This window comes from Mycobacterium sp. E802, assembly GCF_001666875.1.
In the GTDB taxonomy this organism is placed as follows: Bacteria; Actinomycetota; Actinomycetes; order Mycobacteriales; family Mycobacteriaceae; genus Mycobacterium.
On record NZ_LZJD01000162.1, the window covers coordinates 109,197 to 126,340 of the forward strand.

Consider the following 17,144-nt stretch of genomic DNA (forward strand, 5'->3'; position numbering starts at 1 on the left):
AACGCGGCAATTCCGGTGAGGTCCTGCCCGACGATCAGACTATGCATTTCGCCGGCGCCTTCGTAGGTCAACACCCCTGGTGATTATCGGTTCAGCAGCACCCGACGCGATGCGTCGTGGACTTTGCGGTCGGAACGGGCTCGCCGCGCCACCGCACCGCCCGGCTGGGCGGTGGGGTTTGTTCACTACGGGTCTTGACCAGCGGGACACCGTCGACCAGCACGGTCGCGATCCCGGGCAGGTCGCCGAGGGCAAAACATTCCAGCGCATCGTCGGCAGTCGATCCGGTGACCGGCCCGAGGACCAGCAGGTCGGCCGGCCGGCCTTCGGCGAGCACCCCGGTGTCGAGGCCGTGGGCGCGGGCCGTCTGACCGGTGGCTGCCGCGACGGCGTGCAGCGGGTCGACGCCGCAGATCGAGGCGAGGAAGCAGATGTTGCGCAGCATGCCTCGCGGGATCACGCCGGTGCCGCCGGGGGTGTCGGTGCCGAGCGTGAGCCGGCTCAGTTCACCGCGTGCGGACAGTTGGTCGACCACGAGTTTGGTGGCGCGGTAGTTCATCGAGCTGCACACCTCGACGTGGGCCGAGGGCAGGTCGGCGATGATCGCCACGATGTCCTCGTCGGGCGGCGGGATCGGCCCGCCGGAGATGTGGCCGACGATGTCCGGACGTACCGCGACGACGACGTCCCGGCCGGCCACCCGGCTCGATCCGGACCGCGACACTCCACCCGAGTGCATCTTGACGGTCATGCCACGGTCATGCGCCCATTCGACGTAACGCTGGGCCTCGCCGTCCCCCAGCCGGTTCCAGTCGTAGAAGATGAACTTGAGGTGTTCGACGCCTTCGCGGTGGGCGCGGTCGAAGTGCTCCTCGGTCATGCCCGGCACGAGCAGCATGGTGCCGGCGTTCACTTTGACGCCCGACGGGCGGGACCGCCCGGTGGTGTGTTTGGACGTGACCGCGATGCTCAGGACGAGTTCCGGCGTCAGTGCCCCGAAATCGATGCCGGGGATGTGCAATTCACCGGCTGACACCATCGAGGTGGTGCCGCCCTGGAGGTAGTTGCCGATCCAGCCGATCGAGTTCTGCGCCGGCGTCCATTCGCCGAAGGTCGGATGCACGTGCCCGTCGACGAGGCCGGGCATGACGGTCAGTCCGCCGGCTGACAACACGTTGTCGGGGGCGGGATGGTCGACGCCGATCCCGGCGATGCGTCCGTCCTCGATCAGCAACGTGGTATCACGCACGGCCGGCGTCGCATCGCCGCACACGAGCAGTCCGATGTCCTCCACGAGCAGTGTGGTCACAAACCCTCCCAGCGTTGGATTTTGTATACACTATCCGAACGTGCCGGATCGGCATAGCGCAATGCAAGATCTGTCACGTACGGCTCGGGACATCGCCGCCGCGGCCGAGCCGGAATTCTCTGCGCTGCAACCACGTCGGCACGACCAACGGTGCGACGAACACCATCAGCACCACGATGAGCGCACCCACGAAATTCATCACGAGCCGCACGGCGCCTTCGTACCAGGGGAACAGGTTCGGGTATTCACTGATCACCAGCAGCACCGGTGGTCCGGTGATCGCCCACCAGGTGTAGTTGACGGGCCGTAACGCCATCGCGATCAGGAAAAGCGCCACCGTCAACCCGATCACCACCGGTGCAGATGGCTGTGTCCCCAGCAGCACCGCGGCGATCACGGCACCGACAGCGTTGCCCGAAAGCCGCTGAGCCAACCGCAAACCCGTCTGGGCCCGGCTCGGCTGGATCGTCAACAGCACGCTGGTGACCAACCAGTGGCCGCCGACCATGTCCGCAGGCAACAACGCCGCCACCGACACCGCAAGTCCCACCGCTACCCCAACCCGAGCCGCATGACCCACACTGGCCGCGGAGGCCCGCGGGAGTGGCTCTTCCTCGGCCCGACGCCGCAGGCGAGAAATCGCGAACCAGACCGCCCAGCTCGCGAACACGATGACGATGCCGACGAGGTAAGGCCACAGTGCCGCGGTACTCGTGGCGTGCTGATCCAGGTCGATCGACATCAGCACCACCGCCAAGCCGGCAGTCGCACCGACGCCAGGAATCAGCGCGCCCGCGATCGCCGCCCCCATGGTCAACCCGGCCAGCGCGACGGTGTTGTGCGCACACGCGATTACGAGCGCTCCGCCCGCCAACACGGTCACGGCCCTCACGCCCATGGTGCGAAGCGCCGATGGCCACGTGGCGGGGATCTCGGGAACGGCGATCAGCACGAAACCCAGGCCCACCCCCGATCCCCATTCGGCACGGCCAGACAACGCGGTGCCGGCCAGGACAGCGCCCAGCGCCACCGCCAGTGCGGCCGCCATCCCCCACCGGCTGTTGCCGACGGGACGCAGGAGTTCGGGAGTGCGAAACGGTCGACCCACCACGGCGCTGCCGTCAGACCGCGGCCGGAGCGTCATCACCCGGACTGATCGGCGGCGTCCAGTACTGCCTGCACGATGCCCTGATAACCGGTGCAGCGACAGATGTTGCCCGACAATGCCTCTCGGACCGAATCCTCGGTCAGCGGCTTCTCAGTGTCCGGATCGCGCAGTAGCTCGACGGCAGTGACGAGAAAACCCGGTGTGCAGAAACCGCACTGCAAACCCCCTCGTTCGGAAAACGCCTCACGCAGCCGCCCGGTTTCCTCGAACGCCTCGAGGCCTTCAACCGTTGTCACCCGCATGCCGTCGATCTGCACCGCCAACATGAGGCAGGCACGCACACTCTGACCGTCGAGGAATACCGAACATGCACCGCACACTCCGTGTTCGCAGCCCAGGTGCGTACCCGTCAGGCCCAGCTCGTCACGCAGAAAATCGGCCAACGTCAGCCGGGGTACCACGGTGCGCTGGATCAGCCTGCCGTTGACAACGGCTGATATCGGCACGCCCACAGTCGGTTTGGACGTATCGGCTGTCTGCCTCTCAGTTGACACCATGGGCGGCCTCCGGTCCCTTGTCGATACGCCGTTGGGCTTCGGTGAGCGATTGCGCCAACGCCGCGGCACACAACCGTCGGCAGTAGTCCGGATCGTCAGAAGCCGGTTGCACAGTGCCGGCCCACCGCTCTGCCAGTGCTCGCCACAACCGTGACGAAGGACGCTCGCCGATTGCATCATCGCCCTTGAACAGCAGCGGCCGGTCCGCCGCCGCGAGCACACCGGCGCGCAACGATTCGATCCGGCCGTCGTGGCCTATACCCAGCAGGCAACCGGCGCCCGACAGCCCGTAATCACCGTGCTGCCGGGCGTATTCCACGAAACCCCAGCCCTGGCCGCGCCGGATGGCAGGAAGTGACACCCAGGTGATCATCTCGTCAGGTGCCAGGGCACTGGTGTAGAACGACACGAACATGTCCTCGGCGGCAATCGCCCGCCGGCCCCCGGTCGCCGATTCGGTGTGAAATGTGGCGCCGAGGACCACAGTGGCCAAGGGCATTTCAGCTGCCGGGTCGGCATGCGCCACCGATCCGCCCAGTGTGCCTCGGTTGCGGATTCCGATATGCCCGATATGGCCGGCAGCGGCCGACAGCAAGGGAGTGCGCGCGGCGATCAGCGGATCGACTTCGACGGTGCGATGGGTGACCAGCGCGCCGAGGATCAGATCGTCGGTGTCGTCGAAGATGCGCTCGAGCTCGACCAGCCTGCCGATGTCGATGATCACGCTCGGCCGGGCCAGCCGCAAGTTCATCAACGCCATCAAGGATTGACCGCCCGCCATCAACTTGGCGTCGGGATGACACGCCAGCTGCTCGAGGGCTTCACCGACCGAATCAGGGCGGAAATAGGTGAAGGGCGCGGGTTTCACGATGCCGCCCGATCGAGTACTCGGCACAGTTGTCCGGTCGAGATCGGGGTGCTGTCGACGTGGATACGCCCGCCGAGTGCATCGTCGACAGCCCCGGCGAGCGCGGCATACACGGCGATGGTGCCACTCTCCCCGGCCCCGCGAACCCCGATCGGATTCGCCGGGGTGTCGACATGCAGATGCTGCACGCGCACGTTCGGTATGTCGGTGGTCAGCGGCAGATGGTAGGCGGCGAACGTCGTCGATTGCGGCTGACCGGTTTCCGAATAACTCCACTGCTCGAACAGCGCGCCGCCGACGCCCTGCGCGACACCGCCGACGATCTGCCCTTCGACGATCTTCGGGTTGATCTCCCGGCCACCCTCGTGTGACACCGCGTAGCGCAGCACCTTGACGATTCCGGTGCGCCGGTGGACGCCCACGATCACCGCGTGAACGCCCATCGTCCACGTAACCGTCGTAACCCGATGCACCGCAGTGACATCGAGGGCACCACCGCTCTCCTGTTCGCCGCCCACCGCAGCCGCGCGGGCCAGGTCGTCCCACCCGATCGAGTGGTCCCTGGCGATGTGAAACCTGCCCTCGGCGTACTGAACGTCCTCGCGGTCGGCGTTGGTCAGGGCCGTCACCCGATCGGCGGCCAACTCGACGAGTTGGCCGGCGGCCTTGTGCACGGCCGAGCCGGCAAGTATCGCCGAGCGGCTGGCAAAGGTTCCCACCCCGTCGGCCAGCCGGTCGGTATCCCCCGGCACGTAACACACCTGGTCAAACGGCACGCCCAAGGCCTCGGCGGCCACCTGTGAGAAGACGGTTTCGTGTCCCTGACCGGCCGATGCCGCTCCGGCGGTCACCTCGAACCGGCCGGTGGGCAGTAGGCGAATCCGCGCGGTCTCATGCGGGCCACGGCCCGTGGCCTCCAAGTAGGCCGACAACCCGTAACCGATGTGGTGTTGCGGATTTTCGGCCGCACAGCGGGCTATCTCGTCCCGTGGCAACACGTCCAGAACTGATTCCAGACAGGCGCCATAGTCACGCCCGTCGTAGTGGATCGGGACACCGTCGCGGTACGGAATCGGCCGCGGGTACGGCAGGTCGGCCTCGGTGAGCAGGTTGCGCCGGCGGATCTCGTCAGTGCTCATCCCGATTTCGCGGGCCGCCGCGTCGAGACTGCGTTCCAGGGCGAACGTGGCCTCCGGCCTACCGGCGCCGCGGTATTGGGCAACCAACGTCTTGTTGGTCAGGGCCGCGCGCCCGGAAATCCGCGCGGCGGGTATGCGGTACGGGCCCAGGAGGTGGATCGCGGTGTTGGCGATGATGCCCGCCACCCAGAGGCTTCCGGCGCCGATGTCGACGACGAAATCGTCTGCCCACGCCAGGATGTGACCGTCATGGTCGACCGCAAGCCTGGTGTGATGCACCTGATCTCGGCCCTGCGCACTGGCCAGCAGATGCTCCTGACGGTCTTCGACCCAGATCAGCCGGCCGCCGGTGTGTCGGGCGAGCAGTGCCAGCAGGATTTCCTCGCCGTACACATTGGCCTTGGTACCGAAGCCGCCACCGACATCGGGCACCGCAACCTTGACGTCCTGGCGTGACCAGCCGGTCACCGCGCAGATGGCGTTGCGCACCATGTGCGGCACCTGGGTCGAGGTGGTCACCTCGACCCGCTGCAGGCGGGAATCGAACTGGGCCAGCACACCTCGGCACTCCAGCGGTACCGCTCCGTGTCGGTTCATCCGGTAGGTGCCGCTGACCACCCTTGCAGCCGTGGCGAACTCGCGCTCGACGTCGCCGAACGAATAGTGCAGTCGCGCCGCCTCGTTGCTGTCGAGGTGGTCGAAAAGCACGGGGCACTCGGCGTCGAGCGCGTCGAACGGGTCAGTCACTGCGTCAAGCGGCTCGTAGTCGATCTCGATGGCCTCCAGCGCATCCTCGGCGCAATAGCGGTCCTCGGCCACCACGACAGCGATCGGCTGGCCGGCGTAGTGCACGCGGTCATGGGCCAGGATGGGCAACCGCTGCTCGGCTAGCACGCACGACGTGGCGGCGGTGAAGTCCGCGTCCGGGGTGGTCAGGGACGGGATCGGTACACCGCACAAGCCCAGGTCGCCGGCGGTGTGGATGCCGATCACGCCGGGCATCCGCTCGGCAGCCGTGGTATCGAGGCGGACGATCCGGGCGTGTGGCTCGGTCGAGCGTAGGAACACGACGTGGTGAGCGCCGGCCGCACAGTCCGCCACGAACTGGCCGCGACCGCCGAGCAGGCGCTCATCTTCGCGGCGCCGGACCGAACTGCCGATGTGACCCGACTCCGATTGGTTCCTTGTCAATGGAGTCGTTTCTCCCACTGCCACAATGCGATCGAGATTCCGAACGAAATGGTGATCAACAGCATGATGGTGGCGACCATGGACGGGTAATCACCGTGGCTGTAGGCCTGCAGCACCACCCGGCCGAGACCTCGCCTGGTGGCGAAGAATTCCGAGAGCACCACGCCGACCACCGCGAGGCTCACCGCGAGCCGGATTCCGGTCAGCAGCGGCCGCCGGATCGCGGGGATGATGATGTGCACGAGCGTCTGCCAGGCGTTGGCGCGCACGGAGCGGGCCAATTTCCAGTACACCCGCGGGATTTCCTGCACGCCGGTGGTCACGTTGATCAACACCGGGAACAGGGCGAACAACACCCCCATGACGATCTTGGAACCGGACAGCGTGAAGATCGGCAGAAGTACCGGGTACAGCACGATCTTCGGAATCCCGTTCAGCACGATCAGCATCGGCTCGAAGATCAGCCGCAACCGCTGCGACAAGCCGAGCAGCAGTCCGAGTACGCCGCCGATCGCGGTGCCGATCACGAATGACAGGAACACCGACTGCGCGGTGACCTGTAGATCGAACAGATAAGCGGGATCGGCGAGATTGTGGATCAGCACCTGGAAGGTCTGCACCGGCGAAGGAATGACGAACGTCAGATCGGAGAAGATCTCCCAGACGAGCGCCACCACCAGTGCGAGCAGGATCGCACCTACGGCCTGGTTACCCAGGACAGACCGGATCCGCTGCGTCGTCGATCGCGACTTGTCCACCGGAGGGTGGCCGGTAGATGACTGCACGGTGGTCATCGGTTCCTCCCACGCAGCAGTACACGTTCCACCGTCGCCAGCAGCGCGGTGAGAATGCATGACAACACCAGAACAACGGCGATGTAGGCAAACATCTCGTTGTTGTTGAAGATCTCGTAGAGATAGCGGATCCGGTAACCCAAACCGGCCTGGGCAGTGGTGAATTCCATCGCGATGGTGCCGATCAGTGCGTAGACCACCGCGAGCCGCAAACCGGCGACGATGAAGGGCCCGGCCGCCGGGATCGCGATCGCGAACAAGGTCTGCCGTGGCGAGGCTTTCAACGATCGGGCCAGTTTCATGTACACCGGCGGCATCGTGTTGAGCCCGACTGCGGTGTTGAGTGCCATGGGGATGGCCGCCATGATGGTCGCGAGGATGATCACCGACATCGCGTTGATCCCCACGATCACGATCATCACCGGATAGAAGAGCACGAGCGGCACCGCATAGAACGAGACCAGGTACGGCTCGAAGATGCGTCCGATCGCCGGCGCCTTCCAAAAGGTCAGGCCGGCAGCGAAACCCAACAGGCTGCCGAACAGGATCGAGAAGGCCACCTCGACACCCGTACGGGCCGCGTCAGTCCAGAACTGGCCTTCGCCCAGCAGACGTACCAGTTCTGCCAGGATCACCGAGGGGGCCGGAAGGATACGGTCGCTCCAGAGCCCGGTCCGGGCACCAACTTCGGCGACGATCAGGAAGCCCAGGATCAGCAATGACGTCGAGAGCATGCTGATCGCGGCGTTGCTCAACCGCCTCTTACGGAGTTCCGGCTCCGGCCGGCCGTCACCGGTACTCATGTTCTCCGTGGGCAAGTCCTCCTGTGCGACATAGGACGTCGTCACGTCGCCACCTTCTTCTGGGCCTCCTGCTGTCTGAACCCGCGCATGGATTCGGCCTGCAGTGACGTCCAGATCCGATTCTGGAGTTCGTTGAACCGCGGAGTGGAGACCATACTCGCGTCGCGCTCGTCGGGCAGGTCGATGTCGACGACGTCGATGATCGACCCGGGCCGATAGGACATCACCCAAACCTGTTGAGACAGCAGGATCGCCTCGGAGATGTCATGCGTGACGAACACTATGGTCTGATTGGTCCTGGCCCAGATCTGGCGAACCTCGGCGCCGAGGAACAATCGGGTCTGCTGGTCGAGGGCCGCGAACGGCTCGTCCATCAGCACCACTTCCGGCTGAACCGCCAAGGTACGGGCCAGTGCGACCCGCTGCCGCATGCCACCGGAAAGCATGGAGGGGTAGGACTTTTCGAAACCGCCGAGCCCGACGAGTTCGATCGCCTCTTTGGCCCGCTGACGTCGTTCGGCCTTGCCGGTGCCGATCATCTCCATCGCGAAGGCCACATTCTCTTCGACCGTGCGCCACGGCAACGTCGAATCTTCTTGGAACACGACACCGATCGACGGATCGGGTCCGGTGACCGGCTGTCCAGCCACGCGTACCAGACCGGTCGACGCCTTCTGCAACCCGGCGATCACCGCCAACAGAGTTGACTTACCGCATCCGCTCGGCCCGACGATGGACACGAAACTGGAGTGCGGAACGTGCTGTTTGATGTCGGTTACCGCGGTCACCTTGCCGGCCGGGGTATCGAAAACCACCGAAACGTCGTCGATCCGGATGCCGTCACGATCCATAGGTACGCCTTTCAGGGATGCTGGCCGTGTCAGCTCAGATGTCGGTCTGCGCGTCGTCGGGCAGGTACTGCTGATCGAGCGTTGTGGCCCAGTCGATTTGTTCCGGGATCTGGCCGGCGGCGACCATCAACTCGGACAGGTTCTTCAGACCGGCCGCATCCACCTTCAACGAATAGCCCTTGGCGAGATCGGGATTGCTGGCGAACGCTGCGCGCATCACCTCCGGCGACACTCCGACCAGTGGGGCGATCTCGTCGGCCGCCTCGTCGGGGTTGGCCACCAGCCAGTCGTTCAGCCGGTCGGCAACAGCGAAGAATGCCCGGACGTTATCCGGATTCTTGTCGGCGTAGTCGGCATTCACGGCCACCAGGTCGGCCGGCAGGTCACCCACCACGTCCCGCGAATCGACCAGGACCGCAGCGTTATCCGACTTCTGCTTGTCGGCGATGAACGGCTGCATGGCCCACCCCGCGGTGATCTGCCCGGCCTTGGCCGCGGTCCAGTTGTCACCCATCGGCCCGACCGCTTGCGACTTGACACCGAGCTTGCGCTCGAGGCCCTTGACGATCAGTTCGGTGGACGAGCCCGCGGAACTGAACCCGAGGGTGGCGCCCTCCAATGTGCGGCCCGGCGGGGAGATCCACGAGAAGTCGTTCACCTGGAACCACGGCGCAACCACCTCGAGATTCGAATTCGGTTGCTGTGCCGCAAGAATCACCGAGCTGTTGCCGGCGATCGCCATGTCCGCGTCACCGCTGGTGACCACGCGTAGCGTGTTGCCGCCGCCACCGCCCGAGTAGAGATCGACGTTGATGCCCTGCTCTTTGAACCAGCCCTTGTCGATACCGACCTGCAGGATGGCCATGAACGGCAAGCTGTCCACACCGGTGGCCGAGATGCTCAGCGTATCCGTGGCGCCGCTGTCCGGACCTGACGATTCGTCGGCACATGCCGTCGCTGCCGCGACGAGCGCCACAGCGGTTCCCGCCGCGACGAACACTTTACGAAACCAGGCCATCGACGCATACCTCCGAGGTCGGTGAATATTGGATACACTATACGAATTTGTGTGATCTAGGTCAATATTTTGGACCAATGTGAGCGGTCCCGCCACTCGTCCACAACCTCGCCAGTTCAAGGCCGAGAGCCACGCCCAGCAATGCGGCTGCCGTGGTGAACCTCGCGCTCGATCTGACCGGTGGGACCAGCGGCCGCGAGCCGGCAGGATCCGACCCGTGGTCGCCCACCGTCGCCACCGCAAGGCCGTCAGCCGCGGTCAGGGTCCGCTTCAGCGGTGGCGGGGCACCCGCCACCGTGCTGCCGGGTGCGGGGAAGCCGTGGCGATCAGCCACGGCCGTCGATGATTTCGGCAAAAGTGCGGATGGTGGGCGCCCGGCTCTCCCCCGGACGCACGAACGGCACGATGGAAACCTGGTCGACGCCAAGCGATTCGATCTCCTTGAGGCGCTGTGCGCATTCATCGGGGGTGCCGGCCAGCGCAAACAGATCGACCAACTCATCGGGCACCAGGTCGGCATGACTGGCCTCGGGGTTCATGTGCTCGTAGTAGTTGTAGGAGTCCCGGATTCGATCGATGGCCTGCTCCAGCGCCGGTTCCACCTTAGCCGGAAGCGGCCTGATCGCCACTCGGGATACGTGCGCGCGCACCAGATCCCGCGCCTTGACGCGATCCTCGTCGATTGCCGTCGGGGTCCACAGCACGATGTGGATGTCATCGAGGGTACGGCCGCTCTCGGCCGCACCGGCTTCGATCGTCTGCAACGCGGCTTCGATGAAGTGTGGCGCAGTGCCGACCAACACGATGACGCCATCGGCGATCCGACCCGACATCCGCAGGATCTTCGGGGCCGAGGCGGCAATGTAGATCGGAATGTCGACCGGTTCGGACAGGTAGTTCAGGTGGTACTCAGCGCCGCTGGTCGGCTCCACCACCTTCTCACCTTTGAACAAGGTACGGAGCTCGCGGATCGACGCTTCGAGCTCGGCCAGCTTGAGCGGCGTGAGACCCATTGTCCGCAAAGACGAGTCGCCGGTACCGATGCCCAGCGCCACCCGGCCGCCGGTGTACTCGGCCAGCGTCGCCCAGGTCGAAGCCAGCAGGGACGGATGGCGGGTCACCGCGTTGGTCACCCCGGTGCCGAACACGATGCGTTCGGTTCCCACGGCCGCCGCCCCCATCACGGTCGAGGACTCGCGCCAGATGTTCTGCGAATCCCCGAACCACACATTGTCGTAGCCGAGGGATTCGCTCAATTTGACGTACTCGCACATCGTGCCCACCGGTTCGGTCGGAAACAGCCCGACTCCCTTGCTCAGCACTATCGACCTCCTGGGCGACGTTGGATATCGTATCCAATCGTAGGGCCGCCCTTCGGGACGCACAACCGCTAGACGCGATCGAGGAGATGGAAAACCGCATGCAGCTAGTCAATGAGTTCTCCGTCGACGCCCCGCTCGACATCGCTTGGGCCGCACTGACCGACGTACCGCGGGTGGTCGAGTGCATACCTGGCGCAGCACTCGAAAGCCAGAACGGTGACGACTACCGGGCCAACGTCGCCATCAAAGTGGGGCCGGTCGGATTGACGCTCTCCGGTACGGCAACCGTCGTCAGCCGTGACGACAGCACCCACGCGATGGTGGTCCGCGGGCAGGCTCGCGATCGAAAAGGCAACGGCTCGGCGGAAGCCACCGTCACCATGTCGGCCTGCGCGCAGGGCTCCCGCACCGAGGTGACCGTTCGCACCGACCTCGAACTCGGCGGCCGCATCGCCCAATTCGGCGCCGGCGTCATCTCGCAGGTGAGCAACCGCATCATCGGGCAGTTCGTGCACAGGCTCAACGCCATGATCGTCGGTTCCGACGGTGCTGCCAAAACCGGCCGATGCGCCGAGCAGAGCCCGACACGGCGTCACCACGAGCTTGGTGAAATTGACTGGTATTCAATCGGGTTGACGACGCTGGCCGGAATCGCCCTGGGACTGGCGATCGGCCGCACCGCGTCGCGAGTGGCCTGATCAGTCGCGCACGGCCGCGACGAGCTCGAGTTCCACGCACGCGCCGCCCGGCAACGAGGCAACTCCGATTGCCGTGCGGGCATGTGCTCCGCACTCCTGGCCGAACACCTCCAGCAGCAACGCCGACGCCCCGTCGATCACGCCGGGGTGGGCATCGAACTCCGAGGTGGCGCGCACATAGCCCCGCAGATGCACCAGGGCGGTGACCGCATCCAGGCCGACGGCCGCATCGACCGCCGCGACGAGATTGAGCGCCGCCCACCGTGCCTGGGCGGACGCCTGCTCCGCAGTGACATCAGCACCGACCACCCCGACCGCGCCCGGATCCTCGGGCCGCCGCGCGGTGGTCCCTGAAATCCACAGCTGGTCACCGCATCGGCGGCTGGGAAAGTAAGCCCCTTTCGGCTGCGCCGGGGCGGGGAGTTCGATTCCCAACGCCGCCAACCGTTTCCGAGCGCTCACTCGTCGGATTCCTCGTCTCCGAACACGGTGTGCAGGTGGGCGATGGCGTGCATGCGGTGCTGATGGTTCAACGCGACCACCCGGTCGATGTCGCGTGCGGCCATGGCCTCCACCAGCAGCACGTGCTCACTGTTGACCTGGTCCAGATCCATCAAGTGGGCATACATCGGGCGGTATGCGTCAGCGGTGTTCCACAACTGGGTGACGATCCGCTTGGTGCGTGCCATCCGGCTGGCCTCGAAGGTCAGGAAATGGAACTGCCGGTTGGCCAGCCCCACCGCGATCAAGTCACCGCCGGCAGCCGCTTGGTCCATCACGGCCATATGCGCACGCATGGCATCGATGAGCTCGTCGGTGACAGCCGGCATGGCGTCCCGGATGAGCTCGGCCTCAAGGATGTCGCGGATCCGGAACACCTCGACCAGTTCGTCGAGCCCGAGCTGAGCGACGCGGTACCCGCTGTGCGGCACATAGGTGATGTATTCCTCGGCCTCAAGCGTTTTCAGCGCTTCGCGTACCGGAATCCTCGACATGCCGAATTGTTCGGCCAGGCTCTCCTGCACGATCCAGCTGCCAGGCGCGAGTTTGCCACTGGTGATGTCCCGACGCAGCGCCTCGGCCACCGCCTGCTGAGCGGTCTTGGGCCGGACGAAGTCCGAGCGCGCTCCGACGGCGGAATCGGATCCTGCGGCTGTGCGCCGGGTGGCTGTTCGCGGTGGCATCGGGTCTCGCTTTCGCTAATAATTGGATATTCTATGCGATTAGCGGGTCGCAGTGCTATTCCGTTGCCATCTTGCAGTCTCGAGCGTCCCCGGCGAGGGCCGTTGAGCCTCAGATCAACTCGATTGCCTCGGCGATCGACGGCAACACTCGGCTGGGCCGGAACGGATACCGCTCGATGTCGTGCACGGTGGTGGAGCCGGTGAGCACCAGGATGGTGTCCAGCCCGGCCTCGATGCCGGCCACCACGTCGGTGTCCATCCGGTCTCCCACCATCACGGTGCTCTCCGAGTGCGCCTCGATGCGGTTGAGTGCGCTGCGGAACATCATCGGATTGGGCTTGCCGACGAAGTAGGGTTCGCGGCCGGTGGCCTTGGTGATCATCGCCGCGACCGAACCTGTTGCGGGCAACGGTCCCTCCGCCGATGGACCGGTGACGTCGGGATTGGTCGCGATGAACCGGGCACCGCCGAGGATCAGCCGGATCGCTTTGGTGATCGCCTCGAACGAATAGGTGCGGGTCTCCCCCAGCACCACGTAGTCGGGGTCGATGTCGGTCAGGGTGTAGCCGGACTCATGCAACGCGGTGGTCAGCCCGGCCTCCCCGATCACATAGGCCGAACCGCCGGGCTGCTGGTCGGCCAGGAACGCCGCGGTGGCCATAGCCGACGTCCAGATCGCCGTTTCGGGCACGAGCAAGCCCGAGCGCGCCAGGCGGGCGGCCAGATCCCGCGGCGTGAAGATGGAGTTGTTGGTCAAGACCAGAAACGGCCGCTGTTTGTCGGCCAGGGTCTGCAGAAACTCGGCAGCGCCCGGCAGCGCATGTTCTTCGCGGACCAGGACGCCGTCCATGTCGGTGAGCCAGCACTGGGCAGGTGAACGCACCGGTCCAGTGTCCCAATTTGCGGCGCCGATCAGGGGCCAACGCAGTTATCCACCGGGTGTCGCGATGGCATGGCCGTGAGACCGGGACGCCCTCACGATGGGGCGATGGCAGCCCTCGAAGACCTCGAAGCGCGGGTGGCAGCGCTGGGGGCCTCCCATTTTGACTATCGCGCGGCACTTGCGGCAGTCAACGCATTGGGCGCCAATCAGCGTGAGCAAGGCCAACGACTCACCTCCGTCGAGGGGCGGCTGACCTCGGTCGACCGCGAACTCACCGATTTCCGTCAGGAGACCCGGGCTCGGCTGCGCTCTGTCGACGAGCACCTGGCCGAGATCAAGGACCTGATCATCGACCGCAACCGCGGGCACTGAACGCCGATGGCCCGGCACCGCGGAAACCGCAGGGCCGGGCCATCGTTCGGGCAGTGATCAGTTGGTGTGCTGATCCGCGACCTCGAGCGCTTTGTCCAGGATCGCCAGACCCTCACGGGCCTCCTCCGCCGAGACGTTGCACGGCGGCACCACGTGGATGCGGTTGAAGTTGGCGAACGGCAGCAGGCCATTGGCCTTGCATGCACCGACCACCGCGTTCATCGCCGGGCTGGAACCACCGTACGGAGCCAGCGGTTCGCGGGTCTCCTGGTTGGCGACGAGCTCCACGGCCCAGAAGACACCGACGCCGCGCACCTCACCGACGCTGCGGTGCTTGGCCGCCAACTCGGCCAGGCCGGGTCCGAGCACCTCGGCACCGATCTTGGCCGCGTTCTCGACCATGCCCTCGTCGGCCATCGCGTTGATGGTGGCGACGGCGGCCGCGGTGGCCAGCGGATGCCCGGAGTAGGTCAGCCCACCCGGGTAGGACCGATGCGCGAACGTCTCGTAGATGGCGGGGCTGATCGCCACCCCACCGAGCGGGACGTAACCCGAGTTCACGCCCTTGGCGAAGGTAAGCAGATCGGGCACCACATCGAAATGTTCGATGGAGAACCACTTTCCGCTCCGACCGAAGCCGGCCATCACCTCGTCGGCGATGAACACGATGCCGTAGCGGTCGCAGATCTCGCGCACCCCGGCCATGTATCCCGGCGGGGGCACCATGATGCCCGCGGTGCCCGGGATCGACTCCAGGATGATCGCGGCGATGGTGGACGGGCCCTCCATCTGGATCAGCTTGTCGAGGTACTCCAGCGCGCGCTGCGATTCCTGTTCCTCGGTCTCGGCGTAGAACGACGAGCGGTACAGGAACGGCCCGTTGAAGTGCACGATGCCGGCGTTGCCGCGGTCGTTCGGCCAGCGGCGCGGGTCACCGGTCAGGTTGATCGCGGTGTCGGTGCCACCGTGGTAGGCGCGGTAGCGCGACAGCACCTTGTAGCGACCGGTGTGCAGCCGGGCCATCCGCACCGCATGCTCGACCGCGTCGGCGCCGCCGTTGGTGAAGAACACCTTGTTCAACTCACCAGGGGTGCGCTCGGCGATCAGCCGGGCCGCCTCCGAGCGGGCCAGGTTCGCGTACTGCGGGGCCACCGTGCACAGCTTGGCGGCCTGTTCGGCAACGGCGGCAACCACTTTCGGGTGCTGATGGCCGATGTTGGTGTTGACCAGCTGGCTGGAGAAGTCCAGCAGCCGGTTACCGTCGCCGTCCCACAGGTAGGACCCCTGGGCAGCGGTGACGGTCATCGGCGAGATCTCCTCCTGCGCCGACCAGGAGTGGAACACGTGCGCACGGTCGAGTTCGTAGGCGCGCGCGGCTTCGGCCTTGGCCGCCTCGACGGTCAACCCGTTGGGCAGCACGGCAGACTCTTGAGTCACAGTCATGGCTGAAATTCTCTCACTTGTTCTCGGGGAAGCCGAGGTTGATGCCGCCGTGGCTGGGGTCCAGCCAGCGGGTGGTGATGGCCTTGGTGCGGGTGAAGAAGTGCACCCCTTCGGCACCGTGGGCGTGGCTGTCACCGAACAGTGAGGCCTTCCAACCACCAAAGCTGTAGTAGGACATCGGAACCGGGATCGGCACGTTGATACCGACCATGCCCACCTCGACCTCGTTCTGGAACCGCCGCGCCGCACCACCGTCGTTGGTGAAGATCGCGGTGCCGTTGCCGTACGGGTTGTTGTTGATCAGCTCGAGGGCCTCGTCGTAGGTCTCGACCCGCACCACCGACAGCACCGGGCCGAAGATCTCGTCGGTGTAGACGCTCATCTCGGGGGTGACGTTGTCCAGCAGGGTCGGGCCCAGCCAGAACCCGTCCGGATTCCTCTGACCCGCCCCGTCCAGCACGGTGCGCCCGTCGACCACAACCTTGGCCCCGGCGGCCTCGCCGGCGTCGATGTAGGACGCCACCTTGTCCCGGTGAGCCTTGGTGACCAGCGGGCCCATGTCCGAATCCTTGGTTCCGTCACCGGTTTTGATGGTGGTCGCGCGCTCGGCGATCTTGGCCACCAGATCGTCGGCGATCGGGCCGACGGCCACACAGGCCGACACCGCCATACAGCGCTCACCCGCCGAACCGAAGCCGGCGTTGATCATCGCATCGGCGGCCAGGTCCAGATCGGCATCCGGCAGGATCACCGCATGGTTCTTGGCGCCGCCCAGGGCCTGGACCCGCTTGCCGGCCGCAGTCGCGGTGGCATACACGTACTGCGCGATCGGGGTGGAGCCGACGAAGGACACCGCCTTGATCTTGGGGTTGGTCAGCAGTTCGTCGACAGCGGTCTTGTCACCCTGCAGCACGTTGAACACGCCGTCGGGCAGGCCGGCTTCCTTCCACAGCTCGGCCATCCACAACGAGGCGCTGGGATCCTTCTCCGAGGGCTTGAGCACCACGGTGTTGCCCGCGGCGATGGCGATCGGGAAGAACCACATCGGCACCATGGCCGGGAAGTTGAACGGCGAGATGATGGCGACCGGCCCCAACGGCTGCAGCACCGAATGCACATCCACCTTGGTCGAGGCGTTCTCGGTGAACCCACCCTTGACCAAATTCGGGATCCCACAAGCGTATTCGACGACCTCCAGGCCCCGGCTCACCTCGCCGAGCGCATCGGAGAGCACCTTGCCATGCTCGCTCGTGATGATGGCGGCCAGTTCTTCCTTGCGGGCGTTGAGCAGCTCGCGGAAGGCGAACAGTACCGACGTGCGCTTGGTCAGCGAGGCGTCACGCCAGGCCGGGAACGCCGCCACCGCGGCGTCGATCACGGCGCGCGCGTCATCGACACTGGCCAACGCAAGCTCGCCGGTGACCGTGCCGGTCGCCGGATTGGTCACCGGAGCGGTGGCGGAGGAGCTGCCGGCAAATATCTTGCCGTCGCGCCAGTGCTGAATGACATTGCTCATGGGTTCCGAACCTTCCTATGGCGGTGAGTACTGCTATTACTCTGGGCCAGCAACGGCTGCTCGCAGCCGAACATCCCGTAAGGCAGAA

At 65.7% G+C, this 17,144-nt stretch carries 17 protein-coding genes; 2 read left to right on the forward strand and 15 right to left on the reverse strand.

The genetic code is table 11. From position 1 onward, the window contains the following. Window positions 1–91: 91 nt before the first annotated feature. The 10 genes from A5699_RS24005 to A5699_RS24050 all read right to left on the reverse strand — a co-directional run bounded on the left by A5699_RS24005 (window position 92) and on the right by A5699_RS24050 (window position 10,960). On the reverse strand, window positions 92–1,309 hold the full coding sequence (locus A5699_RS24005; protein ID WP_067774932.1) for an amidohydrolase family protein: 1,218 nt from the start codon (window positions 1,307–1,309) through the stop codon (window positions 92–94). A gap of 73 nt (window positions 1,310–1,382) precedes the next feature. Further along, window positions 1,383–2,453 (reverse strand): FUSC family protein, encoded by a 1,071-nt coding sequence (locus A5699_RS24010; RefSeq protein WP_067774935.1) that lies wholly within the window; start codon window positions 2,451–2,453, stop codon window positions 1,383–1,385. Beyond that, on the reverse strand, window positions 2,453–2,974 hold the full coding sequence (locus A5699_RS24015; protein WP_067774938.1) for a (2Fe-2S)-binding protein: 522 nt from the start codon (window positions 2,972–2,974) through the stop codon (window positions 2,453–2,455). Before A5699_RS24015 ends, A5699_RS24010 begins: the two co-directional genes overlap by 1 nt. Next, the gene (locus A5699_RS24020; RefSeq protein WP_067774941.1) at window positions 2,961–3,842 is read right to left on the reverse strand and encodes a xanthine dehydrogenase family protein subunit M; all 882 of its coding nucleotides are present in this window, start codon (window positions 3,840–3,842) and stop codon (window positions 2,961–2,963) included. The genes A5699_RS24015 and A5699_RS24020 overlap by 14 nt, the downstream gene beginning before the upstream one ends. Beyond that, window positions 3,839–6,172 carry a xanthine dehydrogenase family protein molybdopterin-binding subunit gene (locus A5699_RS24025; RefSeq protein ID WP_157561424.1) on the reverse strand — a complete coding sequence of 778 codons (2,334 nt, stop codon included), beginning with the start codon at window positions 6,170–6,172 and terminating at the stop codon, window positions 3,839–3,841. The genes A5699_RS24020 and A5699_RS24025 overlap by 4 nt, the downstream gene beginning before the upstream one ends. Beyond that, window positions 6,169–6,966 (reverse strand): ABC transporter permease, encoded by a 798-nt coding sequence (locus A5699_RS24030; protein WP_067774944.1) that lies wholly within the window; start codon window positions 6,964–6,966, stop codon window positions 6,169–6,171. Before A5699_RS24030 ends, A5699_RS24025 begins: the two co-directional genes overlap by 4 nt. After that, complete coding sequence (locus tag A5699_RS24035) at window positions 6,963–7,814, reverse strand: ABC transporter permease (protein WP_067774947.1); 852 nt, start codon at window positions 7,812–7,814, stop codon at window positions 6,963–6,965. The genes A5699_RS24030 and A5699_RS24035 overlap by 4 nt, the downstream gene beginning before the upstream one ends. Further along, window positions 7,811–8,620 (reverse strand): ABC transporter ATP-binding protein, encoded by an 810-nt coding sequence (locus tag A5699_RS24040; RefSeq protein WP_067774950.1) that lies wholly within the window; start codon window positions 8,618–8,620, stop codon window positions 7,811–7,813. Before A5699_RS24040 ends, A5699_RS24035 begins: the two co-directional genes overlap by 4 nt. A 34-nt stretch (window positions 8,621–8,654) precedes the next feature. Further along, window positions 8,655–9,638, reverse strand: coding sequence for an ABC transporter substrate-binding protein (locus A5699_RS24045; RefSeq protein ID WP_067774953.1), 984 nt, complete (start codon window positions 9,636–9,638; stop codon window positions 8,655–8,657). Window positions 9,639–9,964: 326 nt separating this feature from the next. Next, window positions 9,965–10,960: an LLM class flavin-dependent oxidoreductase gene (locus A5699_RS24050; protein ID WP_231965814.1), complete on the reverse strand. Its 996-nt coding sequence runs from the start codon at window positions 10,958–10,960 to the stop codon at window positions 9,965–9,967. Between the two features lie 98 nt (window positions 10,961–11,058). Here A5699_RS24050 and A5699_RS24055 point away from each other — a divergent pair, with 98 nt between their 5' ends. Beyond that, complete coding sequence (locus A5699_RS24055) at window positions 11,059–11,658, forward strand: SRPBCC family protein (protein ID WP_067775115.1); 600 nt, start codon at window positions 11,059–11,061, stop codon at window positions 11,656–11,658. Here the strand turns inward: A5699_RS24055 and A5699_RS24060 are convergent, their stop codons facing one another. From A5699_RS24060 to A5699_RS24070, 3 genes are all read right to left on the reverse strand, one after another. Then, on the reverse strand, window positions 11,659–12,120 hold the full coding sequence (locus A5699_RS24060; protein WP_067774956.1) for a RidA family protein: 462 nt from the start codon (window positions 12,118–12,120) through the stop codon (window positions 11,659–11,661). Beyond that, window positions 12,117–12,842, reverse strand: coding sequence for a GntR family transcriptional regulator (locus A5699_RS24065; RefSeq protein ID WP_067774959.1), 726 nt, complete (start codon window positions 12,840–12,842; stop codon window positions 12,117–12,119). Before A5699_RS24065 ends, A5699_RS24060 begins: the two co-directional genes overlap by 4 nt. Before the next feature lie 109 nt (window positions 12,843–12,951). Continuing rightward, window positions 12,952–13,725 carry an HAD-IIA family hydrolase gene (locus tag A5699_RS24070; protein WP_067774962.1) on the reverse strand — a complete coding sequence of 258 codons (774 nt, stop codon included), beginning with the start codon at window positions 13,723–13,725 and terminating at the stop codon, window positions 12,952–12,954. Between the two features lie 105 nt (window positions 13,726–13,830). Here A5699_RS24070 and A5699_RS24075 point away from each other — a divergent pair, with 105 nt between their 5' ends. Then, window positions 13,831–14,097, forward strand: coding sequence for a hypothetical protein (locus A5699_RS24075; RefSeq protein ID WP_067774965.1), 267 nt, complete (start codon window positions 13,831–13,833; stop codon window positions 14,095–14,097). Between the two features lie 57 nt (window positions 14,098–14,154). Here the strand turns inward: A5699_RS24075 and A5699_RS24080 are convergent, their stop codons facing one another. Both A5699_RS24080 and A5699_RS24085 read right to left on the reverse strand, forming a co-directional pair. Further along, on the reverse strand, window positions 14,155–15,540 hold the full coding sequence (locus tag A5699_RS24080) for an aspartate aminotransferase family protein (RefSeq protein ID WP_067774968.1): 1,386 nt from the start codon (window positions 15,538–15,540) through the stop codon (window positions 14,155–14,157). Between the two features lie 13 nt (window positions 15,541–15,553). Next, window positions 15,554–17,056, reverse strand: a complete 1,503-nt coding sequence (locus tag A5699_RS24085) for a CoA-acylating methylmalonate-semialdehyde dehydrogenase (RefSeq protein ID WP_067774971.1) — start codon at window positions 17,054–17,056, stop codon at window positions 15,554–15,556. Window positions 17,057–17,144: the final 88 nt, after the last annotated feature.

Excerpts from the sequence above, each read along its gene's own strand:
- A5699_RS24030 (WP_067774944.1), bottom strand. The coding sequence starts at position 6,966 with ATGACCACCGTGCAGTCATCTACCGGCCACCCTCCGGTGGACAAGTCG.
- A5699_RS24055 (WP_067775115.1), top strand. The coding sequence starts at position 11,059 with ATGCAGCTAGTCAATGAGTTCTCCGTCGACGCCCCGCTCGACATCGCT.
- A5699_RS24010 (WP_067774935.1), bottom strand. The coding sequence starts at position 2,453 with ATGACGCTCCGGCCGCGGTCTGACGGCAGCGCCGTGGTGGGTCGACCG.
- A5699_RS24065 (WP_067774959.1), bottom strand. The coding sequence starts at position 12,842 with ATGCCACCGCGAACAGCCACCCGGCGCACAGCCGCAGGATCCGATTCC.
- A5699_RS24085 (WP_067774971.1), bottom strand. The coding sequence starts at position 17,056 with ATGAGCAATGTCATTCAGCACTGGCGCGACGGCAAGATATTTGCCGGC.
- A5699_RS24080 (WP_067774968.1), bottom strand. The coding sequence starts at position 15,540 with ATGACTGTGACTCAAGAGTCTGCCGTGCTGCCCAACGGGTTGACCGTC.
- A5699_RS24015 (WP_067774938.1), bottom strand. The coding sequence starts at position 2,974 with ATGGTGTCAACTGAGAGGCAGACAGCCGATACGTCCAAACCGACTGTG.
- A5699_RS24045 (WP_067774953.1), bottom strand. The coding sequence starts at position 9,638 with ATGGCCTGGTTTCGTAAAGTGTTCGTCGCGGCGGGAACCGCTGTGGCG.
- A5699_RS24075 (WP_067774965.1), top strand. The coding sequence starts at position 13,831 with ATGGCAGCCCTCGAAGACCTCGAAGCGCGGGTGGCAGCGCTGGGGGCC.
- A5699_RS24040 (WP_067774950.1), bottom strand. The coding sequence starts at position 8,620 with ATGGATCGTGACGGCATCCGGATCGACGACGTTTCGGTGGTTTTCGAT.